General features: G+C 70.9%; 22 protein-coding genes. 15 read left to right on the forward strand and 7 right to left on the reverse strand.

Translation table 11 applies throughout. The features are described from left to right. Positions 1-3: 3 nt before the first annotated feature. Positions 4-1,464, reverse strand: a complete 1,461-nt coding sequence (locus ACIBI9_RS26005; protein ID WP_397225113.1) for a peptide MFS transporter — start codon at positions 1,462-1,464, stop codon at positions 4-6. A 141-nt stretch (positions 1,465-1,605) separates the two neighbouring features. Between ACIBI9_RS26005 and ACIBI9_RS26010 the strand changes: the two genes are divergently transcribed. The 3 genes from ACIBI9_RS26010 to ACIBI9_RS26020 all read left to right on the forward strand — a co-directional run bounded on the left by ACIBI9_RS26010 (position 1,606) and on the right by ACIBI9_RS26020 (position 5,579). Beyond that, positions 1,606-3,447, forward strand: a complete 1,842-nt coding sequence (locus ACIBI9_RS26010) for an AMP-dependent synthetase/ligase (RefSeq protein WP_397225115.1) — start codon at positions 1,606-1,608, stop codon at positions 3,445-3,447. Between the two features lie 267 nt (positions 3,448-3,714). Continuing rightward, positions 3,715-4,938: a hypothetical protein gene (locus ACIBI9_RS26015; RefSeq protein WP_397225117.1), complete on the forward strand. Its 1,224-nt coding sequence runs from the start codon at positions 3,715-3,717 to the stop codon at positions 4,936-4,938. Positions 4,939-5,090: 152 nt separating this feature from the next. After that, on the forward strand, positions 5,091-5,579 hold the full coding sequence (locus ACIBI9_RS26020) for a hypothetical protein (protein WP_394496466.1): 489 nt from the start codon (positions 5,091-5,093) through the stop codon (positions 5,577-5,579). 556 nt (positions 5,580-6,135) lie between these two features. Here ACIBI9_RS26020 and ACIBI9_RS26025 read toward each other — a convergent pair. Next, positions 6,136-6,807 (reverse strand): NAD(P)-dependent oxidoreductase, encoded by a 672-nt coding sequence (locus tag ACIBI9_RS26025; RefSeq protein ID WP_397225119.1) that lies wholly within the window; start codon positions 6,805-6,807, stop codon positions 6,136-6,138. A 109-nt stretch (positions 6,808-6,916) separates the two neighbouring features. On the opposite strand from ACIBI9_RS26025, the gene ACIBI9_RS26030 reads away from it, so the two are divergent. The 3 genes from ACIBI9_RS26030 (at position 6,917) to ACIBI9_RS26040 (ending at position 9,655) form a co-directional block, all read left to right on the forward strand. Next, a complete protein-coding gene (locus tag ACIBI9_RS26030) occupies positions 6,917-7,285 on the forward strand; it encodes a winged helix-turn-helix transcriptional regulator (RefSeq protein WP_397225121.1) in 369 nt (122 codons plus the stop codon). 143 nt (positions 7,286-7,428) lie between these two features. Next, positions 7,429-8,418, forward strand: a complete 990-nt coding sequence (moaA, locus tag ACIBI9_RS26035) for a GTP 3',8-cyclase MoaA (protein WP_397225123.1) — start codon at positions 7,429-7,431, stop codon at positions 8,416-8,418. A 34-nt stretch (positions 8,419-8,452) separates the two neighbouring features. Then, entirely contained in the window at positions 8,453-9,655 is a 1,203-nt protein-coding gene (locus ACIBI9_RS26040) for an NTP transferase domain-containing protein (RefSeq protein WP_397225125.1), read from the forward strand. A gap of 307 nt (positions 9,656-9,962) precedes the next feature. Here ACIBI9_RS26040 and ACIBI9_RS26045 read toward each other — a convergent pair whose 3' ends face one another. After that, positions 9,963-10,277 (reverse strand): DUF3099 domain-containing protein, encoded by a 315-nt coding sequence (locus ACIBI9_RS26045; RefSeq protein ID WP_397225127.1) that lies wholly within the window; start codon positions 10,275-10,277, stop codon positions 9,963-9,965. 99 nt (positions 10,278-10,376) lie between these two features. Between ACIBI9_RS26045 and ACIBI9_RS26050 the strand changes: the two genes are divergently transcribed. Together ACIBI9_RS26050 and ACIBI9_RS26055 are read left to right on the forward strand one after the other, a co-directional pair. Continuing rightward, positions 10,377-10,589, forward strand: a complete 213-nt coding sequence (locus ACIBI9_RS26050; protein ID WP_185076887.1) for a dodecin — start codon at positions 10,377-10,379, stop codon at positions 10,587-10,589. Between the two features lie 134 nt (positions 10,590-10,723). Then, a complete protein-coding gene (locus tag ACIBI9_RS26055) occupies positions 10,724-11,281 on the forward strand; it encodes a hypothetical protein (protein ID WP_397225130.1) in 558 nt (185 codons plus the stop codon). Between the two features lie 42 nt (positions 11,282-11,323). Here the strand turns inward: ACIBI9_RS26055 and ACIBI9_RS26060 are convergent, their stop codons facing one another. Together ACIBI9_RS26060 and ACIBI9_RS26065 are read right to left on the reverse strand one after the other, a co-directional pair. Then, positions 11,324-12,679 (reverse strand): metallopeptidase TldD-related protein, encoded by a 1,356-nt coding sequence (locus tag ACIBI9_RS26060; RefSeq protein ID WP_397225132.1) that lies wholly within the window; start codon positions 12,677-12,679, stop codon positions 11,324-11,326. Between the two features lie 80 nt (positions 12,680-12,759). Further along, positions 12,760-14,253 carry a TldD/PmbA family protein gene (locus ACIBI9_RS26065; RefSeq protein WP_397225134.1) on the reverse strand — a complete coding sequence of 498 codons (1,494 nt, stop codon included), beginning with the start codon at positions 14,251-14,253 and terminating at the stop codon, positions 12,760-12,762. 77 nt (positions 14,254-14,330) lie between these two features. On the opposite strand from ACIBI9_RS26065, the gene ACIBI9_RS26070 reads away from it, so the two are divergent. After that, positions 14,331-15,026 (forward strand): beta-ketoacyl-ACP reductase, encoded by a 696-nt coding sequence (locus ACIBI9_RS26070; protein WP_397225136.1) that lies wholly within the window; start codon positions 14,331-14,333, stop codon positions 15,024-15,026. Between the two features lies 1 nt (position 15,027). Next, positions 15,028-15,792: an enoyl-ACP reductase FabI gene (fabI, locus tag ACIBI9_RS26075; protein WP_397225138.1), complete on the forward strand. Its 765-nt coding sequence runs from the start codon at positions 15,028-15,030 to the stop codon at positions 15,790-15,792. A gap of 81 nt (positions 15,793-15,873) precedes the next feature. On the opposite strand, the gene ACIBI9_RS26080 is transcribed toward fabI, so the two are convergent. Further along, positions 15,874-16,695 (reverse strand): hypothetical protein, encoded by an 822-nt coding sequence (locus tag ACIBI9_RS26080; protein WP_397225140.1) that lies wholly within the window; start codon positions 16,693-16,695, stop codon positions 15,874-15,876. Positions 16,696-16,831: 136 nt separating this feature from the next. Further along, entirely contained in the window at positions 16,832-17,779 is a 948-nt protein-coding gene (locus ACIBI9_RS26085; RefSeq protein ID WP_397225142.1) for an aldo/keto reductase, read from the reverse strand. Between the two features lie 124 nt (positions 17,780-17,903). Here ACIBI9_RS26085 and ACIBI9_RS26090 point away from each other — a divergent pair, with 124 nt between their 5' ends. From ACIBI9_RS26090 to mshC, 5 genes are all read left to right on the forward strand, one after another. Then, entirely contained in the window at positions 17,904-18,590 is a 687-nt protein-coding gene (locus tag ACIBI9_RS26090; protein WP_397225144.1) for an MSMEG_4193 family putative phosphomutase, read from the forward strand. Between the two features lie 9 nt (positions 18,591-18,599). After that, the gene (locus ACIBI9_RS26095; protein WP_397225146.1) at positions 18,600-19,148 is read left to right on the forward strand and encodes a DUF3090 domain-containing protein; all 549 of its coding nucleotides are present in this window, start codon (positions 18,600-18,602) and stop codon (positions 19,146-19,148) included. Continuing rightward, a complete protein-coding gene (locus ACIBI9_RS26100; protein WP_364841798.1) occupies positions 19,145-19,912 on the forward strand; it encodes an SCO1664 family protein in 768 nt (255 codons plus the stop codon). The genes ACIBI9_RS26095 and ACIBI9_RS26100 overlap by 4 nt, the downstream gene beginning before the upstream one ends. Before the next feature lie 72 nt (positions 19,913-19,984). Then, a complete protein-coding gene (locus tag ACIBI9_RS26105) occupies positions 19,985-20,632 on the forward strand; it encodes an NRDE family protein (RefSeq protein WP_397225148.1) in 648 nt (215 codons plus the stop codon). A gap of 10 nt (positions 20,633-20,642) precedes the next feature. Then, positions 20,643-21,866, forward strand: coding sequence for a cysteine--1-D-myo-inosityl 2-amino-2-deoxy-alpha-D-glucopyranoside ligase (gene mshC / locus ACIBI9_RS26110; protein ID WP_397225150.1), 1,224 nt, complete (start codon positions 20,643-20,645; stop codon positions 21,864-21,866). Positions 21,867-21,973: the final 107 nt, after the last annotated feature.

Below are 21,973 nucleotides of genomic sequence, written 5' to 3' on the forward strand. Positions count from 1 at the left end.
TATTTACCGTATGACCGATTCGTGATGCTCGGCCATCATCCCCCGCAACTTCCGGGTGAACATGAACAGCGCGAGCCCCGCCACGACCGCCATCGCCGCCAGGACCAGGTAGTACATCGGGTCGGACAGCACCCGGCCGAGCCGCCCCGTCTGCCCGCCGACCGCGTCGCCCACCGACACCGCGATGAACCAGACCCCGAGCATCTGCCCCTTGAACGCCTCGGGCGCCAGCTTCGCCGTCACCGACAGCCCGACCGGGCTCAGCGACAGCTCACCGAACACCTGGATGAGATAGACGAGCACCAGCCACCACACCGACACCTTGCGGGGCCCCGCCAGCGCCGCCGCGACGGCCATCACCACGAAGCTCAACCCCACCATGACCAGCGCGAACCCGAACTTCTGCGGCGTGCTCACCCGCGTCCCGAGCTTCACCCACAGCGCCGCGAAGACCGGCACGAAGATCATGATGAACAGCGGGTTGAACGACTGCGTCGTGGCCGGCTGGATCGGGATGCCGAACAGCGACAGCTCGGTGTGGTCCCTGGCGAAGAACAGCAGCTTGCTCGGCGCCAGGTCGTAGAGCATCCAGAAGACGGACGCGGCCACGAACAGCCAGATGTAGGCCTTCATCCGGATTCGCTCGTCCTCGGTCAGGTCGTGGCTGCCGAGCAGGATGTAGGAGAAGTACGCCACCGGCACGACGAGGATGACCACGGTGATCGCCACGGTGAGCCGGTCGATCGTGAGCGTGCCGGTCGCCGCCCAGGCGCCCAGCGCGATCGCCGTCGCCGCCGCGGCGATCCCGGCCACCGGCCAGAACCGGCGGTGCTCCACGTGGACCGGCCGCTCGCCGATGCCCCGCAGGTTGTGGCCGCCCCAGACGTACTGGATCAGGCCGAGCGCCATCCCGACGGCCGCCGCGCCGAACCCCAGGTGCCACCGGTCGCCGTTGGCCAGCCAGCCGACGACGATGGGCGCGAAGAAGGCGCCCAGGTTGATGCCCAGGTAGAACAGCGAGAACCCGGCGTCCCTGCGCCCGTCGTCCTCCTCCGGGTAGAGCCGTCCGACCATGACGGAGATGTTCGGCTTGAGCAGGCCGGTGCCGGCGATGATCAGCAGCAGGCCCAGCCACACGAAGAACGGCGACGACACCGGGACGGCCATGCTGATGTGCCCCAGCATGATGACGAACCCGCCCCAGAACACCGACCTGCGCGGCCCCAGGATCCGGTCCGCGATCCACCCGCCGGGCAGCGCCACCAGGTAGATGAGCGCGCCGTAGACGCCCACGACCGCCTGCGCCGTCTCGTCCGAAAGGCCCAGGCCGTGCTGCACCGGCGACGCGGCCAGGAACGTGGCGAGGATCGCCCGCAGCCCGTACCAGCTGAACCGCTCCCACATCTCGGTGCCGAACAGCGTGGCCAGCCCCCAGGGATGCCCGAAGAACGTCCTGCCGGTCATGTGCCGCCCTCTCTGTGCACCCGGTCGATTACTTTACGTGACGGACGCAGGTCTTTCTCCGCAAGCTCTTGCCGCTACCCCTTAGGTGTGGTGCGATGCAGGCCAACTCACGCAAGTGACCACTGACTGGAGGCGCGCGCCATGGCCGAAGTCCTCGAAGTCCGGGCCGAGATCGAGCGGCAGATCGCCGGCCGTACCGTCTGCGAACAGCTCAGGCACGCCGCCGAGCAGCACCCCGACGCCCCCGCCTACTCCGATCCCGAGGGCGACGGCTGGACCACGCTGACCTACGCGCAGGCGCGGCAGCGGGTCCTGGAGATCGCCGCCGGATTCACCGCGCTCGGGCTGCGCCCCGGGGAGTCGGTGGCGGTGATGATGGTCAACCGCAGCGAGCACGTGCTCGCCGACCTCGGGGCCGTGCACGCCGGCGGGGTCGGGTGCACGGTGTACTCGACGTTCGCGCCCGACCAGATCGCGTTCGTGGCCGGAGACGTGGCCGCCAGGTACGCGGTGCTGGGCGGCCCGGCCGAGCTGGCCCGCTGGCAGCCCGTCCTGTCCCGGCTGGACGGGCTCCGCAAGATCATCATGTTGGAGGGGGCGCCCGCGGACGAGCGGTTCATGTCGTGGGAGGACTTCCTGGAGCTGGGCCGCACGCGTCTGGCCGCCGACCCGGCCGAGGTCGAGACCCGCATGAGCGCGGTCACCCCCGACGACGTGGTCACCGTCCTCTACACCTCGGGCACCACCGGCATGCCCAAGGGCGTCCCCCTCACCCACGCGAACGTCTTCTACGAGGTCGCCGCCACCGACCGCATCACGAGCCTGCCCGTCCGCGGCACGCAGATCTCCTACCTCACGTACGCGCACATCGCCGAGCGCATCCTCAGCCTCTACCTGCCCCTGGTCAAGGTCTCCCACGTGCACTTCTGCACCGACCTGGCCAACCTGGGGGCGACGCTGGGGCAGGTCAGGCCGATGATGTTCTTCGGGGTGCCGCGCGTGTGGGAGAAGATGATGGCCCGCCTGCTCGCCGTGCTCGCCACCCAGCCGGAGGAGCAGCAGGCCGCCGTGCGCCAGGCGATGCGCGCGGGCGCCGCGTACGTGGAGGCCGGCCAGTACGGGCGCACGATCACCCCCGAGATCCAGGCGGCCTACGAACAGGCGGACGCGTCCCTGCTGTCGATCATCCGCGGCATGATCGGCTTCGACCGCGCCGAGTGGACCGCCACGGGCGCCGCGCCGCTGCCCGCCGAGGTGCAGCACTTCTACGCCGGGCTCGGGCTCAAGGTCATCGACGTGTACGGCATGACGGAGACGACCGGCGCGTTCACCGGCAACAGCCCCTCCTGCTACCGCCTGGGCACCGTCGGCAGGGCCGAGCCCGGCGTCGAGATCCGCATCGCCGAGGACGGCGAGATCCTCACCCGCAGCCCGCTCAACACCCGCGGCTACGTCAACCGGCCCGAGGCCACGGCGGAGCTCGTCGACGACGGCGGCTGGCTGCACACCGGCGACATCGGCACGGTCGACGAGGACGGCTTCTACCGGGTGGTCGACCGGAAGAAGGAGCTGATCATCACGGCGGGCGGCGAGAACATCTCCCCGGCCGAGATCGAGAACCACCTCAAGGAGCACATGCTCATCGGCCAGGCCCTCGCCTACGGCGACAACCGGCCGCACCCGGTGGCCCTGCTGACGCTCGACGGGGAGGTGGCGCCGGGGTGGGCGCAGGCGCGCGGCATCGCGTTCGCCTCGCTGGCGGAGCTGGCCGAGCACCCGGAGGTCATCAAGGAGGTGGAGACGGCGGTCGAGGGCGCCAACGCCAAGCTGGCCAGGGTGCAGCAGGTGAAGAAGTGGGCGCTGCTCGGCACCGAGTGGACGGCCGAGACCGAGGAGCTCACCCCGAGCCTGAAGCTCAAGCGGCGGATCATCCACGCCAAGTACGCCGACGTCATCGAGGGCCTCTACAGCGGGCCACGTTAGGCCCGCTTCCGGCGCGGACCTCGCTCTTGCGGCGGCCGGCTTCCGGCGGTCGGCTTCCGGTCGGTCACTTCCGGTCGGTCACTTCCGGTCGGTCACTTCCGGTCGGCCACTTCCGGTCGGCCACTTCCGGTCGGCCACTTCCGGGAGGCCGCTTTCGCTGGGCCGCTTTCGGCGGGGTTCGCGCCTGCTCCGGCTGATCCCGGTTTTGCCATTCGTGGCGTGTGTCGAGGTCCTGGCCATTACCGGGCGGTTCCTACCGTCTCGATCATGACCAGAAGCCTTCTTCTCGTCTCGCTCGCGGCCGGGCCGCTCACCGTGCCCGCGCCTCCGGTCGCGACCGAGCCCGCCATCCGCGCGATCACCGTCCGTCCGGCCGAGCCCATCGTGGGGGCGAACGACTCCGTACGCCTGGTGGTCGACGTCGTCGCCAAAGGCGCGCGCGGCAAGGACGGCATCACCGTCAAAGTCGAACCCGGCGCTCCGCCCGGCCCCGTACTGACCGACAAGCTACCGATCCCGGCGCCGGCTCCGGCCCCGGCGCCCGCCCCCGACACCGGCTCGGTGGGCCCCGCCCCCACCAGCGGCTCCGCCGGCACCCGCCCCGCCCCGGGCACCGCGCCCCGGCCGGCACCGGTCGCCCGCCCCGCACCGATTGCCCGCCCGGCACCGCCGAACCAGCCACGACCGGGCGCCCGCCCAGCACCGAATGCCCGCCCCGCACCGCACAACCAACCTCGACCGGGCGCCCAGCCCGCAGCGCCGGCACCCGCCCAGGCACCGGCACCCGCTCCTGCTCAGGCACCCGCACCAGCACCCGCTCAGGCACCCGCACCAGCACTCGCTCCCGCTCAAGCATCCGCACCAGCACTCGCTCCCGCTCAGGCACCCGCTCCCGCTTCGGCACCCGGCCAGGCCCTATCCCTCGGCCAGAAAGCGGCGCAAGCACCGCAGGCGGCCGAGGACGCTCTGGAGGGAACCCTTCCGCAGCTGACCTGGCGCACCGCGGGACCGGGATCCGGCCCGCCGGCCCGCATGGCGAACGGCTGGGAGACCTGGCGCTTCCTCCCCGACAAGCAGCTGAACCGCTACTACCCGACCGGCACCTGGACGATCAGCGCCACCGCCAGGGGAGCGGGCGGGACGACGGTCACCGAGTACGCGTCGTTCCAGTTCAGGCGGGACACGAAGCTCTCGTCGGTGCGGGCGGACAAGCTCGAAGGCTCGGACCTGGTACGCCTGCGCGGCTCGCTCAGGCGGGTGGACCCGCGCGGCTACACCGACTACGGCCCGTTCGCCAGGCAGCGGCTGGAGATCCTGTGGCGCGGCGACGAGGCCTCGGCCTGGGAGCGGATAGGGCAGACGACGACGGACGCCTCGGGGACCTTCGAGGCGACGGTCACGGGCCGTTCAGGGGGCTTCTGGCGCGTCCGCTACCCCGGAACAGGACACTACGCCTCAGACGCCTCCAAGTCCCGACAAATTACGCAATAGCCGAAAAGATGCCTATAGCACGGCCTTAAACCGCCGTTGCGGAATTGTGATCAGCTTTACCACAACTTTTCCTTACCCTTACGCGTCATTGGCGTTGACGTGGCCCCGTCTTGGGGCCGCGTTCGAGACGGGGAAGGAATTCCATTTTGAAGATGCGACGTCTAGCCGCCGGCCTGGCGGCTGCCGCCCTGGGCGCGACGATGGTGGCGACCGCCGCCTCGCCCGCGCTCGCGGACCCGGACCCGGGCCTGGACCCGGATGTCGCGGGCTACACGAGCCTGCAGTTCGACGCGAACCCCGAGCCCGCATGGCGGGGCCGGCCCATCACTCTCGAGGGCAAGCTCTCCGTGCAGTGCGACGAGGACTACATCAGTGGCCTCGTCTCGGTGCACAACGCCGACTACTGCAAGGACTCGGAGCGCTGGCACCGTCTGGCCTGGAAGCGGATCGTGATCCTCTTCCAGCCTGACGGCAGCGGCCGCTGGGAGTACGTGGACACCATCAGGACCAGTGGCAAGGGCTACTTCTCGACGCGGGTTCCCGCCCGCACGTCGGGTACGTGGCGCGCGGTCTTCGAGGGCTCCCGCTCGCTCTCCCCGGCGGAGGGCAAGGACTGGGTCAAGGTCGTCGGCCGCCGCTGATCCACCCCGAAACGCCCGGCCTCTCCGGCCGGGCGTTTCCCATTCCCACCCCTTCCTCCCAACACCGCGACCCCCACCACCACAACCCGGGCCCACTCCCAAGCCCCCAGGTTCCGCGCACCCCGGGTCCCGTGCACCCCGGGTCCCGTGCGCCTCAGGTTCCATGTACCCCAGGTCCTGCGCACCCCAGATCCCGTGGGGTCTCGGGTCCCGCGCGCCTCACTTCCAGTGGGCCCTGCCTGCCACGCCCCCACGTCCAATGCGCTCGGCACGTCGCACGCCGTACGTCCAGCGCCGCTCGCCTCCGCGCCGCTCGCCTCCGCGCCCCGCGCCCCGCTGCCACGCCCCGCATGCCCCACGACCATCGCAGTCGCCCAGTGCCGCCCGCGCCCAGTGCCGCTCGCGCCCAAGCGTGGCGTGCCCCGTGCCTTACGTCCCCAGGGCGCTCCATCGCTCGCGGCTTCCAGGACGCCCTACCACCAGGGCACCACCAGGCGCGTTCCGAAAGCGGCGGCGTGGTGACGAGACGTCCCGGAAGTGCGGGAACCGGCGGTGTCTAGTACGACACGGCAACCTGGACGCGGTGATGCCGGGGCCGTTCGACCTCGTCCACCACCGCCACCCCCAGATCGGCGAACGAGAACGCAGGCTCCAACGCCGGCACCTCCCCACCCCCGATCCGATAACGCCCGGTCCGCGACGCCGACTCATCGAGGAACACAGGCGGCGGCGCGAGCACCACCCAGTCGAGCCCCGACCCCTCGAACACCTCCAACTCCGCCGCATGCCCCAGCGAGAACGCCCGCGCCTCCGCCGGGAAGTCCGGCGTGTCCACGAGCCGGACCCCCGGAGAGACCTCCAGCAGGCTCCCGATCCCGACCGCCACCAGCCGGGACACCCCGGCCTTGCCCAGCCCGCCGACCAGCGCCCGGGCCGCAGCCGTGTAGAACTCCTCCGACGACATGTCCAGCCGAGCCGCCACCTGAACGGCCGCGTCGTGCCCCGCCGCGACCTCCGCCACGCCGGCCGGGTCGGTGACATCCCCAGCCACCACCCGCACCCGCCCCGTGGGGGAACCCGCCCCGGACGCACCCGGCTCGGGGAACACACCCGCATACTTCCCGGGATCCCGGACGACGGCTGTCACCTCGTGCCCCCGCCCGGCCGCCTCCGCGACCACCCGCACCCCGGCCCGGCCACCGGCACCGAAAACGACGATCTTGCTCACCTTCACCACGCCCCTTCTGCCTGGGCCGGCCTCTTCGGACCGGCCACTCGCCGAGACGGTAAAGGGTGAGACGTCGCTTTCCGCAACGATAGTTACCTACGATGTCGGGATGGCCGAGCCACTCGATCCGGACATGTTCACCGGATGCCCTCCGGTAGCCGCGCCGATCCGCATCGGCGACAAGTGGACCGCGAAGCTGATCCGTTGCCTGGAGTCGGGCCCACGTCGCTTCAAGGAGCTCCAGGTCACGCTGCGCGGCATCACCCCGAAGGTCCTCACGGAGTCCCTGCGCGCCATGGAGCGCGACGGCTTTCTCACCCGCACCGCGTACGACGAGATCCCGCCGCGCGTCGAGTACGAGCTGACCGACCTCGGCCGCAGCCTCATCGAGCCCATGAACGCGGGCTGCGAGTGGTCGAGAAACCACCTGGCCGACCTGATGCACGCCCGCGAGGCCTGGTACGAGGCGGCGGGGTGAACACAGAGACGCGGCTTCGGCCTGGCTGTGTGGAATCGATCTAGGCGGCAAAACGTTGTCGTGCGGTGAAGGAGTGATTTTGAGCGTCGCCCAACAGGCGTCGTAGTCTGGCCCTCTGGCGAACGAACAGGAGGTGACGCCCCATGTTGCGAGACTCGTTCGGACGGGTGGCGACGGATCTGCGGGTGTCCCTCACGGACAAGTGCAACCTGCGCTGTACGTACTGCATGCCCCCAGAAGGCCTCGACTGGCTCCCCAACGCGCAGCTCCTCACCGCCGACGAGATCGTCCGCCTCGTGACCATAGGCGTCGAACGCCTGGGCATCACCGAAGTCCGCTACACCGGCGGCGAACCCCTCATCAGGCGGGAGCTGGTCGACATCGTCGCCCGCACCGCCGCCCTGACCCCCAGGCCGCAGGTCTCGCTGACCACCAACGGCATCGGGCTTGCCCGGCTGGCCGCGCCGCTGGCCGCCGCCGGGCTCGACCGGGTCAACGTCTCGCTCGACACGCTCGATCGCGACACGTTCAAGCGGCTCGCCCACCGGGACAGGCACGCCGACGTGATCGCCGGCCTCGCCGCCGCCGACGACGCGGGCCTGCGTCCCGTCAAGGTCAACGCGGTGCTCATGCGCGACATCAACGACCACGAGGCCGTACCGCTGCTGCGGTGGTGCCTCGACCAGGGCTACGAGCTGCGCTTCATCGAACAGATGCCCCTCGACGCCCAGCACGGCTGGACCCGCGAGGGCATGGTCAACGCCGACGAGATCCTCGACCGGTTGTCGAGCGCGTTCGACCTCACGGCGGACGACCTGGAGGAGCGCGGCAGCGCGCCGGCCGAGCGGTTCCTCGTGGACGGGGGTCCCGCCCGGGTCGGGGTGATCGGGTCGGTGACGCGCCCGTTCTGCGGGTCCTGCGACCGCGTACGGCTCACCGCCGACGGCCAGGTACGCAACTGCCTCTTCGCGAGGGAGGAGTCCGACCTCAAGACGCGCATGCGCGAGGGGGCCTCCGACGAGGAACTGGCCGAACGCTGGATCGCCGCCGTGGCACGCAAGCGCGCCGGCCACGGCATCGACGACCCGTCCTTCCTCCAGCCCGCTCGTCCCATGTCCGCCATCGGCGGCTGACCAGGTGGCGCCCTCGGCCGAGAGCCCGGGTCAGGTGGCCTTCGACGCGGTGATCCTGGCCGGGGGAGAGGCGCGACGGCTCGGCGGGGCGGACAAGCCCGGCCTCACCGTGGGCGGCAGATCCCTGGTCGAGCACGTGGTGACGGCCGTCGCGGACGCCCGCACGACGATCGTCGTCGGCCCCGAGCGCCCGATCCCCGGAGTGGTGTTCGTCCGTGAGGACCCGCCGAGAAGCGGCCCCGTCCCGGCCCTGACGGCCGGACTGAACGAGGTCACCGCCCCATGGGTGGTCCTCCTGGCGGGCGACCTGCCGTTCATCACCGCCCCCCACGTCACGGCCCTCCTGAACGCCGCCACAAACCACCCACCGACCAGCCCAGCCGGACCCCCAGCACCCCAGACGCATGCCGAAGCCGCAGAGCCGGCGCCCCTCAACGCCGCCGACCCGGCTCCGGCGACCGCCACAGGGGAAAAGCCGACGCCCCAGACGGACACCGCTGCGACACGCCCGACGGCCGGCAACGCCGCACGCCCGACGGCCGGTGCGACGGCGCGGCCGGTGTCTGGCAATGTCGTGATCCCGACGCCCGGCGACGTCGTAGAGGCGGCGCCCGGCGGCGTGGCGCGGTCAGCGTCCGAGGGCGCGGCGGGGCCGTCGATGCCCAGCCAAGCGCCCTGGCCGGTGTCTCAGGACGCCGCTGGGACGGCGGCGGGGAGTGCCGTGCCGTCAGCGGCCGGAGATGCCCGGCAGCGGGCGTCCGAGAAAGGGACGGTCGGTGGGGTGGTGATGGTGGATGACGGGGGACGGGAGCAGTGGCTGGCCGGGGTGTGGCCGACGGCCCGGCTCAAGCGGGCCCTCGCCGCCTACCAGGGCCGCTCGCTCAAGGGCCTGCTCGGCCCCCTCACAGCCGTACGGCTGGCGCTGCCGGGAAGGCCGTGGTTCGACTGCGACACAATGGACGACCTGGAGGAGGCTCGCATGAACGTGCTCAACGAATGGACCGCACTGGCCTGCAAGGAGCTGGGCATCGACCCGGCCACCGTGGACCGCGACCTGATACTCGACCTCACCAAGGAGGTCGCCCACGGCGTGGCCAGACCGGCCGCGCCCCTGACGGCGTATCTGCTCGGCCTCGCCCAGGGAGCCGGGACCGCCCCCGACGACGCGGTGGCGAAACTGATCACATTGGCGAAGAACTGGGGACAGGCCACAGCGGAGACGCTGACAGACAGCTGACACTCGAACGAACTCTTGAAGTCAAGCCGCCCTCCCGCCTGAAGATTTCCTGTGAATAACGAGGCGGGAGGGAGTGCAAACGGTTTCGGGAAAGCGGCCCTATCCGACTGCGGCCGGCATCGCCAAGCTGATCAATAGCTTCACCAGGAAAAAGGCGACGCCGGGTGGTTACGGGGGCAAACCACCCGGCGCCGCGTCATCGGCGTTCCGACGGGGGCCCGGAACGCCGGCACCAGCACTCCGACGGGGGACCGGAGCGCTTGCCTAAAGCGTACACCTACAACCCGTGGGATGCGTCAAGACTTAGTCACGACCCGATCTCGCGTCGATGCAGCGGTATCTCGGTTTGGTTAGCTTCAGGGGTGTCAAAGGTAGGCGGAGGGGCAGGCTTCCCTCTCTCATTGGCCCCGATTACGGCTATGTATGGCAAAAAGACAGCCGCCGCGATGAACAGCAGCCGGTACGGCCACGGCACCGGCACCACGACCGCCAGGATCAGGCAGATCGTCCGGATGCCCATCTTGATGAGGTAGCCGATCTCGCGCTTGCGGATGTCGTCCGACAGCGACGGCTTGGCGTCCGTGACCTGGTGGACGTCTGCTCTCCTGCGCCACCCCTTCATGTCTTCCACCGTAGACCTGGAACAGGCAGGGGGCGACAGCGCCCCGGTGCGGGAACAGGGGTCATGCGATCATGGCCTTTGAGTAAGGAGGATGTGGAGATGACGGATCGAACGTACCGGGTCACCGAGATCGTCGGAACGTCGGGGGAGAGCGTCGACGAGGCCATCCGCAACGGCATCAGGCGGGCCTCGCAGACGCTGCGTCACCTCGACTGGTTCGAGGTGACGGAGATCCGCGGATACCTCGACGCGGGAGAGGTCGCGCACTTCCAGGTCGGCATGAAGGTGGGCTTCCGCCTCGAGGACGCCTGACCTCCAGGACACCTCGCGGGCCGTGTACGGCTCTCTGGCGGCCGTAGGGGGCCGTGCAGGCCCCGGGGGAGCCCGGAGGATCGGAGGGCCGTCCCGCCGCCCCTCGCCGGAGGCGAGAGGTTAGATTGGCCGGTGTGAGTGTTGAGTTCCGGATCCTGCTGGTGTGCACGGCGAACATCTGCCGTTCCGCCATGGCGCAGGTGATCGCCGAGGCGATGCTCAACTCCGCGCACCTGCCCGTGGTGACGGGGAGCGCGGGGGTTCATGCGCTGGTCGGCCAGCCGATGGCCCCCCACGCGATCACGGCCCTGCACCGGCTGGGCCTGGACGGCCGGGCGCACCGTGCCCGGATGCTGGACCTCGACCTGGTCAGCTCGGCCGATCTGCTGCTGACGATGGAGGCCGGGCACCGGGCCGTGGCCGTCGGGATCGACCCTGCGGCGGAGCGCAAGACGTTCACGCTGCCGGAGTTCGCCCAACTGGCGGCCGGGGCGGGGCACCGCCGTTACCGGTCGGACACGGCCGAGCGGGCGCGGGCGATCGTCGAGTCGGCCGCCGAGCGGCGCGACGTGCGGCGGGTGCTCGAGGTGTACGACCCGTACGGGGGCCCGTACGAAGGCTACGAGGCGTGCACCAAGACCCTCGGCGAGGCTCTCAGCCACGCCCTGGGCGCCCTCCTGGGCCCCCGCTGATCACGAGGGCCGCGCCCGAGATGGGCGCGGCCGCCGGGAAGGTCAGCTGGCCTGGCTGACCGTCGACATGTTGAAGTCGGGCACCCGCACCGCCGGCATGATCGTGCGCTGGAAGTAGTCGTTCCACTCCCGGGGCAGCGTGCGCCCGCCCGCGCCCACCTCCGTCAAGCGCCCGAGCAGGTCGACCGGGCTCTCGTTGAAGCGGAAGTTGTTGACCTCGCCCACGACCTCCCCGTGCTCGACCAGGTAGACGCCGTCCCGCGTCAGCCCGGTCACCAGCAGCGTCTGCGGGTCGACCTCGCGGATGTACCACAGGCAGGTGACGAGGAGCCCATGCTCCGTGGAGGCGATCATCTCCTCCATGGACCGGCCGCCCTCGGGGCCCGACATGATCAGGTTGCTGATTCCGGGCGTCACCGGCAGGCCGCTCAGCTCCGCCGAGTAGCGGGTCTGCAGCAGGGCCTCCAGACGCCCGTCCTTGATCCAGTCGGTCGGCCCCAGCTGCAACCCGTTGTCGAATACCGAGCTCTCCCGGCTGGAGGCGTGCGCCGTGACGAACGGCGCGCACGCGATGCCCGGCGCTGACGGGTCGCTCGACAGCGTGACGGGCAGCGTGCCCAGCCGCTCGCCCACCCGCGTGCCGCCGCCGGGCTTGGAGAACACCGAGCGCCCGTCGAGCGCGTCCCTGGCCCCCGCCGACCAGAACAGGTAGATCATCAGGTCGGCCACCGCGCTCGGCGGCAGCAGCGTCTCGTAACGCCCGGCCGGCAGGTCGACCCGGGTCTTGGCCCACTCCAGCCGCTGCGCCAGCGAGGAGTCGAGCGCCGCGACGTCCACGTCCGTGAAGTCCTCGGTGGACACGCCCGTCCACGCCGAGCGCTTCAGGTCGGCCGACTTGGCGTTGAGCTCCAGGCGCCCGGTCGGCTGGTCGTGCCGCAGCCGCAGGCCCGTCGACGTGCCGAGGAACATCGAGGTCAGCGAGTGCTCCGCGAACCCGTACAGCTTCCTGCCGCCCGCCTCCGCCGCCGAGAACGCGTCGCCGAGCGCGGGCGCGAACCCCTCGAACACCCCGATGTCGGTCGGCTCCACGGCCGAGCCCCAGTGCGGCGACGCCGGCACGCCCTCGACGAGGGCGCGGGCGTCCTCGGCGGGCTGGGCCTCCCGCGCGGCCGCGTCGGCCGCCGCCACCACGTCCGCGAGCTGATCGTCGCGTACGGCGGCTCGCGACACGACCCCGACACCCTCCCCCGCGATCGAGATCACGGTCAGCCGGGAGGAGCGGGCGACGCCGTTGGTGGTGAGCGTGTTGCCCGCGAACCGCAGGTTGGCCGTGGACCCCTCGTCCACCAGCACCACGCAGTCGTCGTTCGCCGAGAGCTCCAGGGCCCTCTCGACCATCTCCTGCGGAGAGGTCTGGACCGGCAAGCCGGACCGGCTCTCCGAGAATCCGTGCTTACGGGTTCGCTCGCTCCGCTCGTTCACTTGCCACCCTCCTGAACGGTGTTGAGGATCCGCACGCCCCTGAACAGCGCCGACGGGCAGCCGTGGCTGACCGGCGCGACCTGACCCGGCTGGCCCTTGCCGCAGTTGAAGGCGCCCCCGAGCACGTACGTCTGCGGCCCGCCGACGGCCTCCATCGACTGCCAGAAGTCCGTCGTGGTCGCCTGGTAGGCGAAGTCCCTGACCTGCCCGGCCAGCTTCCCGTGGGAGATCTTGTACGCCCGCTGCCCGGTGAACTGGAAGTTGTAGCGCTGCATGTCGATCGACCAGCTCTTGTCGCCGACGATGTAGACGCCCCGCTCCACGCCCGAGATCAGCTCGTCGGTGGAGGGGCCGTCAGGCGCGGGCGCCAGCGACACGTTGGCCATGCGCTGGATCGGCATGTGCCCAGGCGAGTCGGCGAACGCGCACCCGTTGGACCGCCCGAGCCCCTTCATCAGGGCCATCCGCCGGTCGAGCTGGTAGCCGACCAGGATCCCGTCCTTGACAATGTCGAAGCTCTGCCCCTGCACGCCCTCGTCGTCGTAGCCGATCGTGGACAGGCCGTGCGTGACCGTGCGGTCGCCGGTCACGTTCATCAGCGGCGAGCCGTAGACCAGCTCGCCCAGCTGGTCGAACGTGGCGAAGCTGGTGCCCGCGTACGCCGCCTCGTAGCCGAGCGCCCGGTCCAGCTCGGTCGCGTGGCCGATCGACTCGTGGATCGTCAGCCACAGGTTGGACGGGTCGATGACCAGGTCGTAGTCGCCCGCCTCGACGGAGGGCGCCGCCAGCTTCTCCGCCAGCAACTCGGGCAGCCTGGCCAGCTCGCCCTGCCAGTCCCAGCCCGTGCCCGTCAGGTATTCGTACCCGCGCCCGACCGGCGGCGCGAGCGTCGACATGTCGTCGAAGCCGCTCTCGTGCGCCTTCATCGCGTTGAGCTTGGGATGCACCCGCACCCGCTGCTGCGTGGTGACCGTGCCGGCCGTGTCGGCGTAGAACTTCTGCTCCTTGACCTGCAGCAGCCGCGCCGACACGTGGTCGGCGCCCTTCAGCAGGCCGGCCGACCAGTCGGCCAGCAGGCTCACCTTGTCGGCCGAGGAGACCTCGAACGGGTCGACGTCGTACGCCGACACCCACACGGCCTCGGCGTGCACCGGCTCGGGCGCCAGCTCGATGGGCTCCCGGTTGATCGGGGCGCTCACCTCCGCCACCCGCACCGCCTGCTCGGCCACGGCCGCGGCGGCCTCCGGCGTCAGTCGGATGCCGGCCGCGAACCCCCACGTGCCGCCCTTGACGACGCGCACGGCGTAGCCGAGGTCGTCGGCGTCCATGGCGCCTTCGAGCCGGGCGTCATAAAGGCTGAGAGTCTCGGCCCTGACGCGTTCGAGCCGGAAGTCGGCGTGTTCGGCGCCGAGTTCGCGGGCGCGTTGCAGGGCGGCGTCCGCCAGCTGCCGCAGCGGCAGCTCCAGGAAGTCGGGATCGATCTGGCGCATGTCCACGATCCTAACCCTGTGATCTTGTGCCACCCGGACAACCGGATACCCGCCGGTAGGAGATAGCGTCTGGTGCCATGGCACGCTCTGTACTCGTCACCGGAGGCAATCGCGGCATAGGCCTCGCGATCGCCCGTGAACTCGCCGCGGCCGGCGACGCCGTCGCGGTCACCTACCGATCGGGGGAGCCGCCCGAGGGCCTGTTCGGCGTGCGCTGCGACGTCACCGGCATGGCCGACGTCGAGGCCGCGTTCGACAAGGTCGAGGCGGAGCAGGGCCCGGTCGAGGTCCTCGTCTCCAACGCCGGCATCACCAAGGACACGCTGCTGGCGATGATGAAGGAAGACACCTTCACCGACGTCATCGACGCCAACCTGACGGGCGCCTACCGCGTGGCCAAGCGGGCCATCCGCCCGATGATGAAGCTCAAGCGCGGCCGGATCATCCTCATCTCCTCCGTGGTCGGCCTGACCGGCCAGGCCGGCCAGGCCAACTACGCCGCCTCCAAGGCCGGGCTGGTCGGCTTCGCCCGCTCCCTGGCCCGCGAGTACGGCTCGCGCAACATCACGGTCAACGTGGTCGCGCCCGGTTTCGTGGCCACCGACATGACGGCCGACCTCGACCAGGAGGCGATCGTCTCGCGCATCCCCCTCGGCCGCCAGGCGGCGCCCGAGGAGGTGGCACGCGTCGTACGCTTCCTGGCCGGCGACGACGCCTCTTACATCACCGGGGCCGTGATCCCGGTCGACGGCGGACTCGGAATGGGGCACTGACGTGGGAATTCTCGAAGGCAAGCGGATCCTCGTGACCGGCGTGCTCACCGACGCCTCGATCGCGTTCTCGGTGGCCAAGCTGGCCCAGGAGGAGGGCGCCACGGTGGTGCTCACCGGGTTCGGCCGGCTGAGCCTGGTCGAGCGCATCGCCAAGCGGCTGCCGGCGCCGGCGCCGGTGCTGGAGCTCGACGTCCAGAACAACGAGCACCTCGACACGCTCGCGGCGCGGGTGGGCGAGCACGTGGACGGCCTCGACGGCGTGGTCCACTCGATCGGCTTCGCCCCGCAGACGGCGCTGGGCGGCAACTTCCTCAACACCACGTGGGAGGACGTCGCCACGGCCCTGCACGTGTCGACCTACTCGTTCAAGTCGCTCGCCGTGGCCTGCCTGCCCCTCATGAAGGAGGGCGGGGCGGTCGTGGGCCTCGACTTCGACGCCACGAAGGCGTGGCCCGTCTACGACTGGATGGGCGTGGCCAAGGCGGGCCTGGAGTCGTGCAGCCGCTATCTCGCCCGTGACCTGGGGCAGCACAACATCCGCGTCAACCTGGTGGCGGCCGGTCCGCTGCGCACCATGGCGGCCAAGTCGATCCCCGGCTTCAAGGAGTTCGAGGACAGCTGGCCGGAGAAGGCCCCGCTGGGCTGGGACCTGTCGGACACGATTCCGGCGGCCAAGGCCTGCGTGGCTCTCATGTCGGACTGGTTCCCGGCGACGACCGGCGACATCGTCCACGTGGACGGCGGTGTCCACGCCGTCGGCGCCTGATCAGAGGGCCGTAGGCGCCTGATCAGAGGTCAGTGCGGGGTCTCGCGGGTCGCGGGGCCCCGCTTCTTCGTTCCCGGCCGGTCAGGCCAGGCGATGACGGCCGTTCCCGGTGCCACTGCCGCTGCCGGCGCGCGCCGGTTCGAAGGGGATCGACTCCACCGGCTCCGTGCGCTGCCGCCGCTGCTGGACGATCCGCGTGGCCAGCACCGCCGACCCCAGCAGCGCGATCGTCAGCGCCGTCCCCAGCACGTCCGAGGCGGGCGGGCTGGGCCGTACGACCCGCTTGTCCTGCATCGGCAGGGTCAGCTCATGGGCGAACGGATTGGGCCACAGCAGGTCCACCCGCGGCTCGTCCGTGTCGACCTTCGTCTCCTTCTCGACCACCGGCCGCCCCGTGTCCACGGTCTGCGGCCGCTGCTCCGGCGCGGTGGGCCTCCTGCTGGGCAGGGACTCCACGCCCCATTCGCGGGGCCGCGACGTGCGCGAGGGGGAGGGCGAGGGGGAGAGCTTCTGCGTGGCCTCCCCGTCCGCGCAGGCGAGCCCCGGCTGGCAGGCGCTGCTCGAGGGGTCGTCCTGCCCCGTCGTGGAGGTGGCGGGCGACGGCGAGGACTTGGTGGTGGGCGTGGACTTGGTGGTCGGCACCGCCTCTCCGACCCTGCCGAGCACCTCGTCGGTGGTGTCGGTCACGCCGTCCGTCACTTTTTCGGTCGTCCCGCCGGTTAAGGTGTCGACCGTGCCGGTGAGCGTGCTCACCACGTCGCACAGTGTGTTGGTCACCCCTGAGAGCAGGCCCCCGTCGCGTGTGCAGTCCTGCGCGTCGGCCGTCGCGGCCGTCGCGGCCCCCGGGACGGCCACCAGCGCCACCGCGAGAACTCCAACCGAGATCGCGGTCCTGCTCCCCATCCGTCCCCTCCTGCGTCGCTTCCGGGGAAAATCTTTATGGACATCGGACATGAGACGCAGGCGTTTGGCAGGTAAAGTTGCGATTCGGTATCGACTAGTGATACGCGAGGGGGTCTCTCGTTCCTGGGGCGAGGGGTCAGTCGAGTGACGACACGTCATCGAGGGCCTCTCGGATCTCTATGGGCAGCACCACGTCCTCGGCCGTCAGGGCCCCCGTGAGCTGCGCGTGCGTACGGGCTCCGACGATGGCCGAGGAGATCCCCGGCTGATCGCGGACCCAGGACAGGGCGACCGCCAGCGGTGAGACGCCGAGCCCGTCGGCGGCGGTCATGACCGACTCGACGACGCTGCGGCTGCGCTCATCCAGATACGGCCGGACGAAGTCGGCGAAGTGCGGGGTGGCGGCCCGGGAGTCGGCCGGGATGCCGGTGCGGTATTTCCCGGTCAGCACCCCGCGGCCCAGCGGCGACCAGGCCAGCACGCCCACGCCCAGCTCGGCGGCGGCGGGCAGCAGCTCGCGTTCGGGCTCGCGGGCCAGCAGCGAGTATTCGGCCTGCGCCGAGGTGATCGGGATGCGGCCGGGGATCATCTTCTGGGTGACCGCCGCGACGGCCAGCTGCCAGCCGGTGTAGTCGCACACGCCGGCGTAGACCGCCCGCCCGGAGGAGACGATCGCGTCGAGCGCGGCCAGGGTCTCCTCCAGCGGCACCTCGGCGTCGTACGTGTGCAGCTGCCACAGGTCGACGTAGTCGAGCCCGAGCCGGTTGAGCGAGTCGTCGACCGCGGCGATCAGGTGGCGCCTGGAGGCGTCGCGCGGCCGGCGGCCGGTCGGCGTCACCACGGCCTTGGTGGAGATCACCAGCTCCGAACGCGGCACCGAGTCGCGCAGCATCCGGCCCAGCAGCCGCTCGGAGTCGCCACCGGTGTAGACGTCGGCCGTGTCGACGAGATTGCCGCCCGCGTCCAGGAACGTGCGGAGCTGGGCGGCCGCCTCGTCGGCGTCGGTGTCACGCCCCCAGGTCATCGTGCCGAGCCCCAGCCGGGACACCGACAGGCCGCTGTGGCCGACATAGCGCTGCTCCATGATCCCGCCAGGTTACCAACAAGAAACCTGCTCATCGGGCTGCCGCACCACTGTTGCTCGCGGTTGAGGCGGCAGCGGCGGCCCACGATGAGATGTTGTGATCCACGCCTGCGACACTTGCGGAGTGACCACGCTGCTTTTGGCCCGCCACGGGCTGACGGACCTCACCGGCCCGGTGCTGGCCGGACGTACGCCGGGGGTGCATCTGAGCGAGGCCGGCCGGGCGCAGGCCGCGGCGCTGGCCGCCCGCGTCGCGGGCGTCAGGCTGGACGCCGTCGTCTCCAGCCCGCTCGAACGCTGCCGGGAAACGGCCCACGCGGTCGCCGACGGGCGGGGGATGGACGTCCTCGTCGACGACCGCTTCATCGAGTGCGGCTACGGCGGCTGGACCGGCCGCCCGCTCAAGGAGCTCGCCAAGGAGCCGCTGTGGCAGGTGGTGCAGGCGCACCCCAGTGCGGTGACATTTCCGGAAGGGGAGTCCCTGGCCGGTATGCAACACCGGGCGGTCTCGGCGGTCCGGGAGTGGAATCAACGCCTGGGGGAGAAGGCTGTCTACCTGGTTTGCAGCCACGGCGACGTGATCAAATCGATCGTCGCGGACGCTCTGGGCCTGCATCTCGATCACTTTCAGCGGATAACAGCCGATCCTGCGGCCCTCACCATCATTCGCTATGCCCCCCTGCGACCCTTTGTTCTCAGGGTCAACGATATGGGGGAATTGCGGCTTCCCGAGGATTCGGAGGAGAAAGACGGGGGAGAAAACATCACCGGGAGCGATGCCGCCGTCGGCGGCGGACCCGGAACCACGTAAGGTCAGCGTATGCCGGTCTTCGACTACGACCCACCAGAGAGGTTCGTCGCCGGTGCCCTGGGGCAGCCGGGCGCGCGCGCCTTTTTTCTGCAGGCCAGGGCCGAGGGCAGACTGACCACGGTGGCGCTGGAGAAGTTGCAGGTCGCCGCCCTCGCGGGCAGGCTCGACGAGTTGCTGGACGAGGTGCTGCGCCTGAGCGGGGGCACCGCGCACGTGCCCGCGCTGGCCCCGGCCGACCTGGCCGACGACGCGCCGCTCGACGTGCCCCTCTCGGAGGACTTCCGGGTGGGCACCATGGCGCTGGCCTGGGACGCGGAGAAGTCGCAAGTGGTGATCGAGGCGCAGGAGGTCGTCGACGAGGACGACGTCGAGGACGCCGACCCCGCGGTGCTGCGCGTGCGCATCAGCGCGGGAGCCGCTCGCGCCTTCACCCGGCGGGCCCTCGAGATCGTCGCCGCGGGCCGACCGCCGTGCCCGCTGTGCGGACAGCCGCTCGACGCTTCCGGGCACGTCTGCGTACGCCTCAACGGATATCGCGGGGGTGAGGCGGCTTCATGACCGCTCCGGAGAGCGAACCGGCCGTCAAGCCGTCCCGGCAACCGCCGTCCATGCAGGAGGATGAGGCTCTCGCGCTGCTGCGCGACGGCCGGCTGGAGGTGGCCGGCCGCCTCGTCGAGGCCACCAACATGACGCTCTACTGCTCGGTCAAGCTGGGCTCCCGCTCGGCCGCCTGCGTCTACAAGCCGGTACGCGGCGAGCGCCCGCTGTGGGACTTCCCCGACGGCACGCTGGCCGCCCGGGAGGTGGCCGCGTTCGAGGTCTCGCAGGCGACCGGCTGGAACATCGTGCCGCCCACCGTCTACCGCGACGGCCCCTTCGGGCCCGGCATGGTCCAGCTGTGGATCGACACCGAGCGCGAGATCGACCTCCAGCGGCTGGTCAAGAGCCGAAACCCGCTGGTGCGCCGGATGGCGGTGTTCGACGCGGTGGTCAACAACGCCGACCGCAAGGGCGGCCACCTGCTGCCGCTGCCCACGGGGCACGTCTACGGGGTCGATCACGGGGTCTGCTTCTCCGTCGAGGACAAGCTGCGTACCGTGCTCTGGCAGTGGCGCGGCAAGCCCCTCGCCCGCGAGGCGGTGGCCGTGCTGGCCAAACTGGAGCGCGACATCGAGTCCGGCTCCCTCGGGCGCAGGCTGCGCGAGCTGCTGAGCCTGGAGGAGGTCGAGGCCACCTGGCAGCGCGTCAGGCGGCTGCTCGACACCGGCGTGCACCCGTACCCCTCCGAGGGCTGGCCCGCCATCCCCTGGCCCCCGATCTGAACCGTTCCCGGGCCCGTCAGGGCCCGCCCCCCTCCCGTCGGCGGCCGAAGCCCGTTTATTACCCTTTGCCCCATGTGCACGCTGATCGTGAAACCCGGGCGGACGCTCACCCTCATGGGCGTCAGAGACGAGTTCACCGACCGCCCGTGGGAGGCGCCGGGCGAGCACTGGCCGGAATATCCGGGCGTGGTCGGCGGGCGCGACCTCAAGGCCGGCGGCACCTGGCTGGCCGTCAACCCGGCGGCCCGCCGCGCCGCCGCGCTGCTCAACGGGCACGGCCGGCCCGCGCCGGAGACGGACCGGCTCTCGCGCGGCGACCTGGCACTGCGGGCCGCGTTCACGGGCGGGCCGCCCGGCCCCGACCTGACCCGCTACGACCCCTTCCACCTGGTGCTCGCCGACCTGGCGCGGATCCGCATGTTCAGCTGGGACGGCGACCGGCTGACCACCACCGACCTGCCCGACGGGATCAGCATGATCGTGAACACGGGCCTCGATCCGGCGAGCGAACGGGTCGTCGTGTACCTGCCCAGGTTCGAGAGCGAGACCTGGAGCGAGCTCATCAAGGCGGAGCCGTCCGCCGACCCCGGCGCGCTCATCGTCCGGCACGAGCGCCCCGACGGCCGGGTCTTCGCCTCCCTGTCGGTGATGGAGGTCTCACTCTCGCCGCAGGACGTGACGTACGAGTTCACTGACCTGACCGCTGATCGGGACAGATAGGCTCAAACACATGAGATCGTGGGCTGCCCAGAACGTTCCAAAGCTCCCAGGTGAGAGCATTCCGCTGAGTCTCTATGACACCTCGGCCAAGCAGGTGAGGCAGAGCGATCCGGGGCCGACCGCCAGGATGTACGTCTGCGGCATCACCCCCTATGACGCCACCCACCTCGGCCACGCCAACACCTACCACGCCTTCGATCTCGTCGGCCGGATGTGGCGTGACGCGGGCCACGAGGTCCACTACACGCAGAACGCGACCGACGTGGACGACCCGCTGCTGGAGCGGGCCGAGCAGACCGGGATCGACTGGCGGGAGCTGGCCGAGCGGGAGATCGAGCTCTTCCGCGGCGACATGGAGGCGCTGCGGATCCTGCCGCCCCGCGAGTACGTGGGCGTCACCGAGGTCGTCGGCCGGGTGGCCGAGCTGATCTCCAGGCTGTCCGCCAAGGGCGTCACGTACGCCCTGGACGGCGACGTCTACTTCAGCGTGTCCGACGCGCCCAAGTTCGGCCAGGTGTCCGGCTACGACGAGGCGCAGATGCTGGCCCTGTTCGCCGAACGCGGAGGCGACCCCGATCGGGCGGGCAAGCGGCACCCCCTCGACTGGCTGCTGTGGCGGGCCGAGCGCCCCGGAGAGCCCGCCTGGGACTCCCCTCTGGGCCGAGGGCGGCCCGGATGGCACATCGAGTGCACCGCGATCGCCCTGGACAGCCTGGGGGGCGGCTACGACGTGGCGGGCGGCGGCTCGGACCTGATCTTCCCGCACCACGAGTGCGGCGCCTCCGAGGGACACGCCCTCACCGGCGAGTGGCCGTTCGCCAAGTTCTACACGCACGCGGGCATGGTGGCGCTGGACGGCGAGAAGATGTCGAAGTCCAAGGGCAACCTGGTGTTCGTGTCCAGGCTGCGGGTGGCCCACGAACCGATGGCGATCCGGCTGGTGCTGCTGGCCCAGCACTACCGCGCGGACTGGGAGTACGTCCCGTCCATGATGGCCGACGCCGAGCGGCGGCTGGCGCGGTGGCGCGCGGCGGTCGCCCTGCCCTCGGGGCCGCGCGCCGACGAGCTGCTGGCCACGGTACGCGCCCGGATGGCCGACGACCTCGACTCCGCGGCCGCCCTGACCGCCATCGACGCCTGGGCCGACGAGGCCCTCACCCAGGGCGGCCCCGACCCCGACGCCCCCGCCCTGGTCCGCGACCTCACAGACGCCCTCCTGGGCGTCGCGCTCTGACGCCGTCCCACGAGCGCCGGGTTCGCCGGCGCTCCCGGGTCGAACGGCGCGCAACGCGAACGGCGGGGCGCCGAAAACCGGTCAGGCCCCGCCGAAAGCCGCAACCT

The sequence above is a fragment of the Nonomuraea sp. NPDC050451 genome, from assembly GCF_044458585.1.